Below are 13,987 nucleotides of genomic sequence, written 5' to 3'. Positions count from 1 at the left end.
TTATCTGTTAAGCCTCTTCGCTAGCCGGTTGTAATGCCAAATTGGCGTGTGTCGGGTTGCTTTGGATATGTACGCGCTGTAGGTGGCGAGCTGAGCGAGCAGTAAACCCCTCTCGTCCATGCAATAGTGAGAAGTTATCGGCTATGACAACATCTCCTTGCTGCCATTGATGGGCATAATAATGGCGTGGATCATAGAGATGCTGTTGCAAGTTATCGTGGAAAGCTTCTTCCTGCTCTGGCGGGATGCCATGGTATTCAAGCTCATGTTTATTGAGGAATTTCTTACCTTCTGTCGGCGGCTCGTTATAACGCATGATGCTCCCTTCACCGCTTGGGTGCTCAACCACCAACGGTGAACACACTTTGCCGCCGTAGTGCACCACTTGTTTAATGCGATAAGTAATAGATACGGCTTTCCACTTCGTTAATAACTCGTCATCCACGTGTGCCAATACGCGAGTCGTATCAACAAATGTCGTACGCCCTCCTTCATCTTGCTCAGGCGCAGCAACGCAGTGGAACAGTTGAAACTCAGGGATCGTCGGTTTGTACATGCCATCCCAATGCAACGGTACGTAACTGCTATCAAAAATATGATCTTTAGCATCTGGGTGTTCTTTCACATCCAGAACCGCACCGAACGGCCACATCATGATCTCGCCCCACTGCTCAGCGTAACGGGTTAAGCGCTGCTCATCGCTAAAACCTGAGCTAAAACCACGCAATACCAATAAATGGTGCTGTTGTGCCAATGCTCGCAAGGCCGTAACCGACAGGTCGCTGATTTGCTGTCCGGCAAACTGCGGCGTTAACACGGCGCCAAAAGGCGTGTTTAGAGTAATCTGGCAATTAAGTTGTGGGTGACTCATTAGTTATTCTCCTTGTAGCGAGTTTGCGCTCACACAGCGTCGTAGTTATCAAAAGACGCCTGACAAATTGACAGGCGTAATAGGCAATATCAGGCGGTCTGTGCCCCTTCGATCAGGTAATGGCTGGGTGTGCCGCGGATCTCAACCAATTCACCCGCGTGCTGCTGAGCATCTTTACGCTTCATCAATACAAACTGCCCGTTGAGTTTGGCAGCAACACCGTGCCACGGAGTCAGCCAATCATCTTTAGTTGGCATCATATGAATACCCATTTTCAAACTATCCGCCGGTTGCGGGTGGATAGACAAACGGATTGCCGCGGGGAAATGCTGCGCCAATAAATTGCCCCAAGCCCAGCTGCGTTGAATCACGCCACAGGCACGTTGTTTAGCATCTTTCTGTAATGCTGCATTCGAACCGCTGTAGCCGGGCTGCTGGCTGTCCTCATAGAGAAAACGGGTAATCGCGCGGTACAATTGCAATCCTTGCTCGTCCTGGAGCAATTGCTCTTTAATAGCGGCTTCTGATTCGGCATAGCTTTCAACCAAAATTTTGCGCAATAAGTCATAATCGTCAGTATGCTCAGCCAGGCCTTTTACATCGCCAAGATTGAACACACTCAAATGTGTCGCGCCGAGTTCATGCAGCAGATTTTCAATTTCCACTTGATAACGGTTAATCGTTTCATCGTTGACCAAGATAAGATCGGCGAAAACATGCCCATCAGAGCAAATCATGATGTGCGCACCCGGCGGATAATAAAGCTGGATCCGCTGACAAAGAGAATTGAGGAATATAAGGGATAGGCGCTCAGCCATATCGGGTATTGTTCCAATCACTTTATTACTATTTGGTGATTTAGTTGGAAATGCCGGCAATACGAATTCGATACGTTGGTTATTTTCAATAAAAGACCGAATGCGCGGTAATTGTACTGCGATGACTTGCTGTTCTTCTTCAGTAATGGATGTTTCTACCCCAGGGAATCGACGACGGTATTGCATTAACTCATAAAGAATTTTTGAGGATGTTTCTTCGATATAGACACTATCCATAATTAACTCCTGTTAAGATATGGCTTAGGATTTTTCGATAAAATAATAATGCTTATTTAAAATAGATATAACGAGAATGAAATTATTATTACCCTGCCAATTACATAGCTCAGACAATATAGATGAGACGATGCTATATTATTAGTCCATTTAATTTACAATCTTGGTTAAGTTATACTTAATAATCTATGAATAATATTCTTAAACGTATGGCCATATTTTCTAAAGTTGTCGACTGCGGAGCATTCAGTATTGCCGCTAAAGAATTAGGAATTACTACCTCTGCAGTAAGCCAGCATATCCGCCATTTGGAGACTCATCTGGGTATTCAATTGCTATTACGTTCCACACGCTCACTTAATTTAACGGAAGCAGGCGTGTCTTTTTATGAAGATTGCCTATTGATGACTCATGCGGCAGAACGAGGTGAACAACGAATAGCGGCGTTGCGCGGAGAATTGGTTGGAGAATTACGCATCGCGACATCAACACCTTTCGCCGCCCACTATCTACTTCCGGCATTGCAGAGTTTTCTGGATGAACACCCACAAATCACGCTACGCCTGGAGGTGGATGATGAACGAATAGACTTGATTAATCAGCGTATTGACCTAGCTATTCGCGGCGGCGTGCTAACAGACTCGAGTTATGTCTCTACTCGAATAGCACAATGCCGTGAAGTACTCTGTGCTTCGCCAGCTTATCTTGCCTGCTATGGAATACCTGATACACCACAATCGCTACTCAATCATCAGTGGATAATTCTCACACCTCTGGGCACACCGCAATTTATTCGTCTAAACAATGATAATGGTGATGAACACCGTCTGCGCTTAAATGGCCGTTTATTCACCAATAATGGTATGGCGATGAAAGAATTAGCACTTACGGGCCGAGGGATAATCCGCAATTTTTTTGCAGAGGTTGCTCAAGAATTAGAAACTGGAGAGTTAGTAGAAATATTGCCTGCCTGGCGCTTACCCGATATTAATTGCTATGCCATTATGCCCAGACGTGACATGCAGCCACTTAAGGTTCGTCGTCTTCTGGAACACATAAAGATCTACCTAAAGAAGATAAACTAGCCCCAAAAATCATTTTAATTGGAATAAGATTTATCCTTAAAAAATAAAAAAGCAATTAAGCAGACGTCTCTTAGCTGCACCAACTATTTCCATATGCAAATAAAAAAACATGCACAAACATACACGCTACCCATGGGACTGTTAAGTTCAGGGTGATTAAAAAATTTAAAAAGCATAAACAATCACCGAATTATTATATGAGACATCGCCTATTACTCTTCATGTCTTAAATTAAATGGAGAAGGCTCCCTGTAAAAATAAAATAATATGATAAAAGCATGATCAGCTCATTATTACTTCAACTTAAAAAAGAAAATAATAACGTTCGGGACTTTAATGCGTGAAATAATTTTCCGCAGTCATACTTTTGGTACTTTTTCTTTTTTATTGAAATGAGAATCAGCTTGCGTATCCGTTACTAGGGAAATTTTTTGGTAATAAAAATCATCTGTTCACAATTCACTATTACGCACAACATTACGTCAACAATTCAACGCCGCACGTGGTTGCAATGTACTAATGTACTGTATAAAAAGATTTTTTTGTAAAACAGCGCCACTTAAAGCATCAATACCTTGAAATGAAAGTATATTTATCTCAAGTATGATGTAAAATGCCCGCAAATTCGCCTACCTAACAATTGGTAATGAGGCAACGGCTTTACAAAGTGGGTGAGTTTTTTTTTATAATTAAAAAAATGTTTACAGACTAATGCGTTATAAATCGCAAAATTATAATAACAAGCACCCTTATCAGATTCTTCAAAATATGTTAAAATTGATGCAAGTCAATATTGGAAGAGAGAACCCTTATGATTCCGGAAAAACGTATTATTCGACGTATCCAATCTGGTGGTTGTGCGATCCACTGCCAGGACTGCAGTATTAGTCAGCTATGTATCCCGTTTACGCTTGATGAGCATGAACTTGATCAGCTGGATAATATCATTGAACGGAAAAAGCCAATTCAAAAGGGCCAGGCTCTGTTTAAAGCCGGAGATTCACTAAAATCTCTGTATGCTATCCGCTCTGGTACCATCAAAAGTTACACGATCACCGAACAAGGTGATGAGCAGATCACCGGCTTTCATTTAGCGGGCGACCTCGTGGGTTTCGATGCGATTAGCGCGCTGCAACACCCTAGCTTTGCTCAAGCACTTGAAACATCAATGGTTTGTGAGATTCCTTTTGAAACGGTCGATGACCTTTCAGGAAAAATGCCTAAATTACGTCAGCAAATGATGCGTTTAATGAGTGGCGAAATCAAAGACGATCAAGAGATGATTTTGTTGCTCTCCAAGAAGAATGCTGAAGAACGCCTGGCAGCATTTATCTTTAATCTGTCGCGACGTTTTGCTGAACGAGGCTTCTCACAGCGTGAGTTTCGTCTGACGATGACTCGTGGTGATATTGGTAACTACCTCGGATTAACAGTTGAAACCATTAGCCGCTTGTTAGGACGCTTCCAAAAATCATCCATTTTAAGCGTCAAAGGTAAGTACATTACTATCGAAGATCACGCAGCACTCTCTTTGCTCGCGGGACAAACCATTACATTAGCATCCTAAAATTTTTGCCAAACCTGCCTACCGGATTAATAAAGTGAGAGGTTATTGATCCGGTTAAATCTGTCTATTATTCTGATTGTTCTGCTTGCCAAACTTGGTTTACTCTACACTTACACTGTTTTGGATGTTGGGTTAATTCGCTGTTCAATCCCAGGTGTTACGGAGGCCCCATGGCTAAATATCAGAACCTTCTGGTAGCTATCGACCCCAATCAAGATGACCAACCGGCATTACGTCGCGCGGTGTATCTGGTGCAACGCAACGGTGGCCGAATCAAGGCCTTTCTACCGATTTACGATTTCTCTTACGAAATGACCACTATGCTCTCCCCTGAAGAGCGTACTGCAATGCGCCAAGGTGTAATCAGCCAACGCGCAGCATGGCTTGCTGAGCAATGCCATTATTACGTTGACGCTGGGATTGAAATTGAGATCAAAGTGGTTTGGCACAACAAACCTGTTGAATCGGTGATTAATGAAGTACTCACCTATCAACACGACCTATTGTTGAAGATGGCTCATCAGCACGACCGTTTGGAATCGGTTATCTTTACACCAACCGATTGGAATTTGCTGCGTAAATGTCCTTGCCCAGTATGGATGGTTAAAGATCAACCTTGGCCTGAGGGCGGCAAAGCTGTGGTTGCCGTTAATCTGGCAAGTGAAGAACCCTATCACGATCCTTTAAACATTAAGCTGGTGAAAGAAACGTTGGAGTTGGCTGAACACGTTAATCAGACTGAAGTTCATCTGATCGGCGCTTATCCGGTTACCCCTATCAATATTGCTATTGAGTTGCCAGATTTTGATCCGAGTGTTTATAACGATGCCATTCGCGGTCAGCATTTGATTGCTATGAAAGCGTTACGACAAAAATTCCATTTAGATGAAAAATTTACTCACGTCGCCAAAGGGTTGCCAGAAGAGGTTATCCCTGATTTAGCCGAACACTTGCAAGCAGGCGTGGTTGTATTGGGCACTATTGGTCGCACAGGTTTGTCTGCCGCCTTCCTTGGTAACACCGCCGAACAGGTTATCGATCATCTTAAGTGCGATTTATTAGCGATCAAACCTGATGATTTTGAGTGTCCGATTACGATTGAAGCTGAAGGGCAATAAAAATTTATTCCTATATTTACAACACATTTCTAGTTAAGAAAAAGCCCATCTGATGATCATCAGATGGGCTTTTTACTGGCCAGAATTTAAGGTTCTACAATCAAGATGTTCTTCTAGATTGCACGCAAAATAGCTTCTACGCTAGCCTTCGCGTCCCCAAACAACATCTGAGTATTTTCTTTAAAGAACAACGGATTTTGCACGCCAGCATAACCCGTATTCATTGAGCGCTTAAAGACAATGACATTATGCGCTTTCCACACTTCCAGCACTGGCATTCCGGCAATAGGACTCTTTGGGTCTTCCTGCGCGGCAGGATTTACGGTGTCGTTAGCACCAATGACTAACACAACATCGGTATCGCTAAAGTCATCGTTGATCTCGTCCATTTCCAACACGATGTCGTAAGGAACTTTGGCTTCAGCTAATAGCACGTTCATATGACCAGGTAAGCGCCCTGCTACTGGGTGAATACCAAAACGGACATTAATACCTTTCGCCCGCAGTTTGGCGGTGATGTCATGTACCGGATATTGTGCCTGTGCCACCGCCATGCCATAACCGGGTGTGATGATAACCGAGCTAGCACCTTTGAGCATTTCGGCTACATCTTCAGCATTGGTTTCACGATATTCGCCGACTTCCTGATTCGTATCTGTTGTTACACCATCGGTACCAAAACCACCGGCAATAACGCTGACAAACGAACGGTTCATCGCTTTGCACATGATGTATGACAAAATAGCACCCGAGGAACCAACCAAAGCACCGGTCACGATCAACAAATCGTTGCTTAGCATGAAACCTGCCGCTGCCGCTGCCCATCCCGAGTAAGAGTTCAGCATCGATACCACCACCGGCATATCTGCACCGCCGATAGATGACACTAAGTGCCAACCAAATGCTAAGGCTATCAATGTCATAATCAGTAAAGCAAACGCTTGAGTTACGGTACTTTCGGTTCTTACAAAAGCCACAAGCAACAAGAAAGAGAGAACCAACGCCGCCAGGTTGAGCTTATGACGATGCGGCAAAGTGAGCGGCTTAGAAGAAAATGTGCCACGCAGTTTGCCGAAAGCGACAATCGAACCGGTAAAAGTCACTGCCCCAATAAAGATACCGAGGAAGATTTCTGTCAGATGGATATTCTCCATCACGGCATCCATCGGCGTCACACCGTGATCCAGATAGCTATTAAACCCGACCAATACCGCTGCCAGACCCACAAAGCTATGTAGAATAGCCACCAACTCTGGCATTTGCGTCATTTCAACTTTGCGCGCCAAGCGAATGCCAATAGCTCCACCTGCCACCATCGCAATAAGTATCCATCCAAGATCATGAACATCAGGCCCAAGCATGGTGGCGATTAATGCCAAGGCCATTCCGGTAATGCCAAAAATATTGCCACGGCGAGAGGTTTCATGTTTTGACAAACCGGCCAGGCTGCAAATGAACAAAATAGCAGCAACAATATAGGCTGCAGTAACCAAACCTTCAGACATAAGCTCCTCCTCAATCCCTGCGGAACATTTTCAGCATGCGCTGAGTAACGGTAAAACCACCAAAGATGTTGATGCTGGCGATCAATATGGCAATAAATGACAGGAAGCTCACCCAGCCACCGTGGCTGATTTGCAGTACAGCACCAATAATAATGATCCCCGATATCGCATTAGTTACCGACATCAGCGGCGTATGCAGCGCGTGGCTGACGTTCCATACCACGTAATAACCCACCACGCAGGCCAAAGCGAAAACGGTAAAGTGAGATAGAAATTCTTTCGGCGCGACGCTGGCCAACCAGCAGAACAGTAAGACAGCAATAACCAACCCACCAAACAGCGCCCCTGACATGGAGGATTTTTTCTCCGCTGACACCGTATGTGCTGCTGGTGCTGTAGAGTTGACCTGTTGCGGCTGAGCTGAAACTTGGATAGGTGGCGCAGGCCAGGTAACCTCGCCCTCTTTTACAACAGTCACGCCTCGCACTACGGTATCTTCGAAATCAATTTCGATTTCACCGTTTTTTTCTTTGCACAGGAGTTTAAGAAGGTTGAGAAGATTCGTGCCATAAAGCTGCGAGGACTGCGTTGGCAAGCGGCTAGGTAAATCGGTGTAACCAATGATTTTCACGCCGTTTGCTGTTTCAGTGACAGTATCAGCGACCGTTAACTCACAATTACCGCCAGTGGCGGCGGCAAGGTCGACAATTACGCTGCCCGGCTTCATAGACTCAACCATCTGCTGAGTAATCAGTTTTGGCGCAGGCTTACCAGGAATAAGTGCTGTGGTGACGATGATATCAACCTCAGCGGCCTGCGCAGCAAAGAGCGCCATTTCAGCCTGTATAAAGGCCTCTGACATGACTTTAGCGTATCCGTCACCGCTCCCCGCTTCCTCCTTAAAATCCAGCTCAAGGAATTCAGCCCCCATACTCTGGACCTGCTCTTTAACTTCAGGTCTGGTATCAAAAGCCCGGACGATAGCACCAAGGCTACCAGCCGCGCCAATAGCCGCTAACCCCGCAACTCCCGCACCAATAATCATCACTTTGGCTGGAGGTACTTTACCGGCCGCGGTAATTTGTCCGGTGAAGAAACGACCAAATTCATGCGCAGCCTCAACAATAGCGCGATAGCCGGCAATATTTGCCATCGAGCTCAATGCATCCATTGATTGCGCTCGTGAAATGCGTGGCACCGAGTCCATTGCCAAGACGGTGACATGACGTTGTGATAGTGCTTCAAGTAGTTCGGGATTTTGCGCGGGCCAGACAAAACTCACCAGCGTACTGCCTGATTGCAATAACGCCACCTCATCTTCTTGCGGCGCATTGACCTTCAACACAATATCGCAATGCCAGGTCTCCTGCTGATTAGCGATAGTGGCACCGGCTTGCTCATATGCAGCATCATTAAAGCTGGCGAGTTTGCCTGCATCTTGTTCTATCACTACCGTAAAACCGAGTTTCAACAGTTGTTCTACCGTTTTCGGCGTAGCGGCAACACGTGCCTCATTTGCCAAACGCTCTCTTGGTACACCAATACGCATTGTATCCCTCCCCATTCTTTGATGATGTTTGCTATCGACGAGATAATTAAACAGATCAGACTACTGGGCTTCATCCGTGAACAGATTCACACTCACCCAAAACATAACTCAATGAATATATTTACAATAAAATTTAAAATTCGATTAACTGGGGTATATGAGGTATCAAAAGCGGCGTTAACAGCAATTCCTGGGGCAACCTGGCTGATTTTACATTTGCCCGACTATTTTGTATCATTTTGTAGCCGCTTTTGATTTTCACTTGCTACAACAACTCAATGAAAATAGTGTTAAAAGCATTCAATCTGTGAATAATCATCATTTACTGAAAGACTTAGCTTATCTCTCGAATTTATATAAGTTATTTGCTGAAAATAAAGTGATATGGCTAACGGTTAACAACATCAATTTTAATATAAATTACTGAGACACTCGCCATTGTTACATGCAATAATCGGCGACTAACCTGTTACACATCAATAATTCAGCAAGTTTCCATATTTCTGCGCAAGGTGAAGGATTTTTTATGAAGCTGAAGAAAACGGTCATTGCATCGGCCTTGGTAGTATTAGTGTCGCAAATGTCTATGCTGGCGAGCGCCCAAGCCGCCGAGGAAATCAGTCCTCAGAAAGCAGCTAGCATCAAACCCTTTGACCGTATTGTGGTCACTGGGCGCTTTAACAATCTGGGTGATGCTTCTGATGCAGTATCTAAGCGTGCAGATAAAATTGGCGCAGACTATTTCTATATTCAGGATAGCAACAGCCTCAATGGCAGCGGCAACTGGCGTGTTGTTGCTGATGTCTATCATAAGGATGCACCTGAAGTCGATACCACACCTAAAGGCAGCAATGTTAACGGCGTAAGTGGTATCAAACAGTTACCAGAGAAAGAGGCTTATAGCCTTGAGCCTTTCGATACGGTCACCGTTAGCGGTTTCTTCCGTAGCCAGCCGGACGTTGCAGAAGCCATCGCTAAAGCGGCTAAAGCTAAAGGTGCAGCATCATTCTTTATTGTGCGCCAGGTAGATGCCAATAACGGCGGCAATCAGTACATCACCGCGTTCATCTATAAAAATGATGCCAAAAAGCGTGTTGTTCAGAGCCCAGATTTAATTCCCGCTGATTCTGACGCAGGCCGTGCGGCCTTGGCCGCTGGTGGTGCTGAAGCTAAGAAAGTTGAAATTCCTGGTGTAGCCTCTTCAACTAGCCCGTCGCGCTCTGTTGGTCGCTTCTTCGAAACGCAGTCTAGTACCGGTAAGCGTTATTCCGTTACCCTGCCGGACGGCACCAAGATTGAAGAATTAAGCAATGTGACGGCAGCACAGATGACGCCATTTGACTCTGTTACTTTCACCGGCCACTACAACAGCGTGACCGATGTTTCTGACGAAGTGGCAAAACGTGCCGCAGCAAAAGGCGCCAAGTTCTATCACATTACTCGTCAATGGCAGAATATGAGCGGCGGTAATCTGACCGTCAGCGCGGATCTATTCAAATAATACCCGTTATATTCGGATACTAAAAAAGCAGCCAATTGGCTGCTTTTTTTTCTGCTATTACCTCTAAAACAAGGTGTTTACATCACTTGAATAGAGCGTATTTGTACCGACAAATGCTCATCACGTTGGCTAAGCACGACTGAGTGCTTGCTCTCACCCTTGATAAACACGAGTTGTTCGTCTGTCAGCGAATAAGGTAGGTGAATATCAATGTCGTAAATCTGTTGCTGCTTCGCTAATTCAATTAACCGGACGATATTAATCTCATCACTGACTTGAGTAGAAACCACCTGCAACGCCAGCGCTTTTAACCTTTCTTGCTTCGATTTAGATTGTATAGCGCGAGATCTAAGCACCATGCCAAAAAACGGCAAAACGCCATAGATTGCATCAAGAAAGCTCCAGTGTTTTTTGCACGACGCCGACAAATACTCCATATAATCTAAAGAAGCTTTGTCAGTACGCACGTTAGGTACCAGGCGACCATCAGCCATCCTTATTCCTCTCCTGGCCAGTATTGATGGGATAATACATGATAGTTATGAAGCGAAACTAACAATCACTATATAATGGCATAGCTCACTATAATGACATAGTTTAGTGGTATGACATAGCTTATTGGTGTGGCCCCATTTTCTGATATGTCATAGTTTATTGACACTTTGCCAGCGAGTCAGGAGCATTACTTGATAGAAAAAAACCAAGCTGCCCCAGTGCTGATCACCGGAGGCGCACGCCGTATTGGACTGGCCCTTGCTGAATCCCTTTTACAGCAGAAAATTCCCGTAATTATCAGCTATCGCCAGCATTATCCTGTACTAGATAAACTGATAGAAATGGGCGCTCGCTGTATCCAGGCCGATTTTTCTGACAACGCGGGTATCCATCAATTCGCGAAACAAGTGCAAAATGAAACCGATAAATTGCGTGCCATCATTCATAATGCCAGTGCATGGGTAGCAGAAAACCCGCAAACACCGCCTGAAGAGACCATGGCGATGATGCTGCAAATTCACGTTTATACCCCTTACCTGCTCAATTTGCTGCTGGAGACCTGTTTACGTGGTCAAGGAAGCGCAGGAGCTGATATCATTCATATTACTGATTTTGTGGTGGAAAAAGGCAGCAAAAAACATATCGCCTATTCTGCCAGTAAAGCCGCGTTAGATAACATGACGCTTTCATTTGCCCGCAAGCTTGCGCCAGAAGTGAAAGTAAACTCTATCGCTCCAGCACTGATCTTATTCAATCCTGATGATGAGCCTGCTTACCGGCAACATGCGTTAGATAAATCGTTGATGAAAATTGAGCCGGGTGAAACAGAAATTGTACATCTGGTGGATTACATTTTACGCAGTAACTATGTAACCGGACAAACCCACGGCGTCGATGGTGGACGCCGATTAAGATAAAGTTTATACCTAGGAAACGTTGAGATTCAGACGAGCGGCAATCGAGAGGAAAATCGGTCAGGAGCAGACTTAAACGTGGCTTGCAGCAGCCGCGACGAGATGAGACTCATCAATGAACCGAGTAACCGCAGCCAATATCCCTGTATCTTGAAGTATGACGGGTCTATACCCGTCGCTGGGTCTCAATATTCTTGAGGTATATGCCGGTTATTTTCTCTCATAGCGCTTGAGCACCGCTCGCGCTATGGTGATGTTTGACTTTACATTACATAACAGGCTAATGAATAGAATCGTTTTTGTAGAAGATGATGCAGAAGTGGGCAACCTGATTGCCGCTTATCTAGGCAAGCACGATATTGAAGTGCTCGTTGAGCCGCGCGGAGATACCGCGGAGGCACGCATTGCGAAGGAACGCCCAGACTTAGTGCTGCTGGATATCATGTTGCCCGGCAAGGATGGCATGACGTTATGTCGGGATTTACGCCCGTCGTATAGCGGACCGATTGTGTTACTGACCTCGCTCGATAGCGATATGAACCACATCTTGTCACTTGAAATGGGTGCCAATGATTATATTTTAAAAACAACTCCGCCAGCGGTGTTGTTAGCACGGCTGCGTTTACATCTGCGGCAAAATCCGCAGCAATCTGTTGGCGAAGTGCCCCCAGCGCCATCGTTAAAGACCGGCAATGCCTTGCAGTTTGGTCAGTTGCGTATTGACCCAGTAAACCGTGAAGTCACGCTGATTGATGAAACCATCATTCTTTCTACCTCCGATTTTGACCTCCTGTGGGAGCTGGCAACGCACGCAGGACGCATTATGGATAGAGAGGCGCTGCTGCTTAACCTACGCGGTGTGAGCTACGATGGTTTGGACCGCAGTATTGATGTGGCTATCTCACGTTTGCGGCGCAAACTTTACGACAATACTCTGGAACCCTTCCGCATTAAAACCGTGCGCAATAAAGGCTATCTATTCGCCCCCAATGCCTGGGAGTCAGCACAGGAATGAGAAAACTTTTCGTCCAGTTCTTTCTACTATTGCTGGTGTGCTTCCTAGTAATGGCCATGTTGGTTGGGCTGGTTTACAAAGTCACAGCTGAACGTACCGGTCGTCAGTCAATGAATGATTTGATGAAAAGCTCGCTGTATCTGATGCGCAGTGAGCTGCGTGAAATCCCGATCAAAGACTGGAACAAGACCATTAGTACATTGGAGCTGAATCTTTCTTTCAAGCTGCATATTGAACCTATCGGCAAACGCAAGCTCACCGCCGAGCAAGACGATTTGTTACGCCGTGGCGAAATTGTCGCACTCGACAGTGAATACACGTTTATACAGCGCGTACCACGTAGTCATTATGTTCTCGTCGTGGGGCCAATTCCGTATCTGTTTTATATGCATGAAATGCGCCTGCTGGATTTAGGTTTGCTAATCTTTATCGGCTTATCTCTTGCCCTGCCGGTTTTCCTGTGGATGCGGCCGCATTGGCAAGACCTGCTCAAATTAGAAAATTCGGCGCTTCGATTAGGTAATGGACATCTTGATGAGCGAACTAATTTCGACTCAACCTCCAGTTTGAATCGTTTAGGGATCGCCTTTAACCAGATGGCTGATAACATCAACACCCTGATCGCCAGCAAGAAACAGCTGATCGACGGCATCGCTCATGAATTACGTACGCCGTTAGTACGTTTACGCTACCGTCTGGCGATCAGCGAAGACCTACCCGATACCGAACAACAAGCCATCAACCGTGATATTGGTCAGCTAGAATCATTAATTGATGAACTGTTGACTTATGCTCGTCTGGATCGCCCGCAGGTTGCACTTAATCTTGCCAAGGTGAATTTGGGAAACTGGCTAGAAGTTAAAGTTGATGATTTTCGTCTGGTCAATCCCGATCGTGACGTCGAGCTAGTTATCCCTCATCACGCTGATTTTGGCGGCGTCGATCTACGTCTGATGGAGCGCGTGCTGGATAACTTAGTCAATAACGCCCAACGTTACGCACAGCAGAAAATGCGGATTGGTTTATGGTTAGAAGGAGACGAAGCCTGTTTGCAAGTTGAAGATGATGGCCCAGGTATTCCGCCTGAAGAGCGTCAGCGTATCTTTGAGCCTTTCGTTCGTCTGGATCCAAGTCGCGACCGGGCAACAGGAGGCTGCGGGTTAGGCTTGGCTATCGTTCACTCGATTGCCGTTGCATATCAAGGCCGGGTTGGCGTGGATAGCAGCCCGCTTGGCGGTGCCAGCATTCGTTTCAGTTGGCCGGTAAAACCAACTTTCAATCTAGCGATTGAACCGCAATAATGCGCGCAAAA

At 45.5% G+C, this 13,987-nt stretch carries 12 protein-coding genes; 7 read left to right on the top strand and 5 right to left on the bottom strand.

Features of this window, described 5'->3' with window-relative positions; genetic code table 11:
- Positions 1 to 7: 7 nt before the first annotated feature.
- Positions 8 to 871, bottom strand: a complete 864-nt coding sequence (locus ACL9RG_RS03000; protein WP_422791069.1) for a TauD/TfdA dioxygenase family protein — start codon at positions 869 to 871, stop codon at positions 8 to 10.
- A gap of 89 nt (positions 872 to 960) precedes the next feature.
- Positions 961 to 1,926 carry an L-tyrosine isonitrile synthase gene (gene pvcA / locus ACL9RG_RS02995; RefSeq protein WP_422791068.1) on the bottom strand — a complete coding sequence of 322 codons (966 nt, stop codon included), beginning with the start codon at positions 1,924 to 1,926 and terminating at the stop codon, positions 961 to 963.
- A gap of 188 nt (positions 1,927 to 2,114) precedes the next feature.
- Between pvcA and ACL9RG_RS02990 the strand changes: the two genes are divergently transcribed.
- From ACL9RG_RS02990 to uspE, 3 genes are all read left to right on the top strand, one after another.
- Positions 2,115 to 3,011 (top strand): LysR substrate-binding domain-containing protein, encoded by an 897-nt coding sequence (locus ACL9RG_RS02990; RefSeq protein ID WP_422791067.1) that lies wholly within the window; start codon positions 2,115 to 2,117, stop codon positions 3,009 to 3,011.
- Between the two features lie 811 nt (positions 3,012 to 3,822).
- Positions 3,823 to 4,578, top strand: a complete 756-nt coding sequence (locus ACL9RG_RS02985) for an FNR family transcription factor (RefSeq protein ID WP_422791066.1) — start codon at positions 3,823 to 3,825, stop codon at positions 4,576 to 4,578.
- A gap of 170 nt (positions 4,579 to 4,748) precedes the next feature.
- Positions 4,749 to 5,696 (top strand): universal stress protein UspE, encoded by a 948-nt coding sequence (gene uspE, locus ACL9RG_RS02980; protein ID WP_422791065.1) that lies wholly within the window; start codon positions 4,749 to 4,751, stop codon positions 5,694 to 5,696.
- A 113-nt stretch (positions 5,697 to 5,809) separates the two neighbouring features.
- Here the strand turns inward: uspE and pntB are convergent, their stop codons facing one another.
- Both pntB and pntA read right to left on the bottom strand, forming a co-directional pair.
- Positions 5,810 to 7,201: a Re/Si-specific NAD(P)(+) transhydrogenase subunit beta gene (pntB, locus tag ACL9RG_RS02975; protein ID WP_422791064.1), complete on the bottom strand. Its 1,392-nt coding sequence runs from the start codon at positions 7,199 to 7,201 to the stop codon at positions 5,810 to 5,812.
- A gap of 10 nt (positions 7,202 to 7,211) precedes the next feature.
- Positions 7,212 to 8,750 (bottom strand): Re/Si-specific NAD(P)(+) transhydrogenase subunit alpha, encoded by a 1,539-nt coding sequence (pntA, locus tag ACL9RG_RS02970; protein ID WP_422791063.1) that lies wholly within the window; start codon positions 8,748 to 8,750, stop codon positions 7,212 to 7,214.
- A 526-nt stretch (positions 8,751 to 9,276) separates the two neighbouring features.
- Between pntA and ydgH the strand changes: the two genes are divergently transcribed.
- Positions 9,277 to 10,251: a DUF1471 family protein YdgH gene (ydgH, locus tag ACL9RG_RS02965; RefSeq protein WP_422791062.1), complete on the top strand. Its 975-nt coding sequence runs from the start codon at positions 9,277 to 9,279 to the stop codon at positions 10,249 to 10,251.
- 77 nt (positions 10,252 to 10,328) lie between these two features.
- Here the strand turns inward: ydgH and ACL9RG_RS02960 are convergent, their stop codons facing one another.
- Positions 10,329 to 10,745 (bottom strand): hypothetical protein, encoded by a 417-nt coding sequence (locus tag ACL9RG_RS02960; protein ID WP_422791061.1) that lies wholly within the window; start codon positions 10,743 to 10,745, stop codon positions 10,329 to 10,331.
- Positions 10,746 to 10,940: 195 nt separating this feature from the next.
- Here ACL9RG_RS02960 and folM point away from each other — a divergent pair, with 195 nt between their 5' ends.
- The 3 genes from folM (at position 10,941) to rstB (ending at position 13,976) form a co-directional block, all read left to right on the top strand.
- Complete coding sequence (folM, locus tag ACL9RG_RS02955) at positions 10,941 to 11,663, top strand: dihydromonapterin reductase (RefSeq protein WP_422791179.1); 723 nt, start codon at positions 10,941 to 10,943, stop codon at positions 11,661 to 11,663.
- 280 nt (positions 11,664 to 11,943) lie between these two features.
- Positions 11,944 to 12,675, top strand: a complete 732-nt coding sequence (gene rstA / locus ACL9RG_RS02950) for a two-component system response regulator RstA (RefSeq protein ID WP_422791060.1) — start codon at positions 11,944 to 11,946, stop codon at positions 12,673 to 12,675.
- On the top strand, positions 12,672 to 13,976 hold the full coding sequence (gene rstB, locus ACL9RG_RS02945; RefSeq protein WP_422791059.1) for a two-component system sensor histidine kinase RstB: 1,305 nt from the start codon (positions 12,672 to 12,674) through the stop codon (positions 13,974 to 13,976). Before rstA ends, rstB begins: the two co-directional genes overlap by 4 nt.
- Positions 13,977 to 13,987: the final 11 nt, after the last annotated feature.

The sequence above is a fragment of the Rouxiella sp. Mn2063 genome, from assembly GCF_049319665.1.
Lineage (GTDB): Bacteria > Pseudomonadota > Gammaproteobacteria > Enterobacterales > Enterobacteriaceae > JBMOUD01.
Note: the sequence above shows the minus strand (reverse complement) of the source record. Positions and strands in the feature narration are given on the sequence as shown.

Excerpts from the sequence above, each read along its gene's own strand:
- ACL9RG_RS02985 (WP_422791066.1), top strand. The coding sequence starts at position 3,823 with ATGATTCCGGAAAAACGTATTATTCGACGTATCCAATCTGGTGGTTGT.
- ACL9RG_RS02960 (WP_422791061.1), bottom strand. The coding sequence starts at position 10,745 with ATGGCTGATGGTCGCCTGGTACCTAACGTGCGTACTGACAAAGCTTCT.
- pntB (WP_422791064.1), bottom strand. The coding sequence starts at position 7,201 with ATGTCTGAAGGTTTGGTTACTGCAGCCTATATTGTTGCTGCTATTTTG.
- ACL9RG_RS03000 (WP_422791069.1), bottom strand. The coding sequence starts at position 871 with ATGAGTCACCCACAACTTAATTGCCAGATTACTCTAAACACGCCTTTT.
- ACL9RG_RS02990 (WP_422791067.1), top strand. The coding sequence starts at position 2,115 with ATGAATAATATTCTTAAACGTATGGCCATATTTTCTAAAGTTGTCGAC.
- pntA (WP_422791063.1), bottom strand. The coding sequence starts at position 8,750 with ATGCGTATTGGTGTACCAAGAGAGCGTTTGGCAAATGAGGCACGTGTT.
- rstA (WP_422791060.1), top strand. The coding sequence starts at position 11,944 with ATGAATAGAATCGTTTTTGTAGAAGATGATGCAGAAGTGGGCAACCTG.
- uspE (WP_422791065.1), top strand. The coding sequence starts at position 4,749 with ATGGCTAAATATCAGAACCTTCTGGTAGCTATCGACCCCAATCAAGAT.
- rstB (WP_422791059.1), top strand. The coding sequence starts at position 12,672 with ATGAGAAAACTTTTCGTCCAGTTCTTTCTACTATTGCTGGTGTGCTTC.
- pvcA (WP_422791068.1), bottom strand. The coding sequence starts at position 1,926 with ATGGATAGTGTCTATATCGAAGAAACATCCTCAAAAATTCTTTATGAG.
- ydgH (WP_422791062.1), top strand. The coding sequence starts at position 9,277 with ATGAAGCTGAAGAAAACGGTCATTGCATCGGCCTTGGTAGTATTAGTG.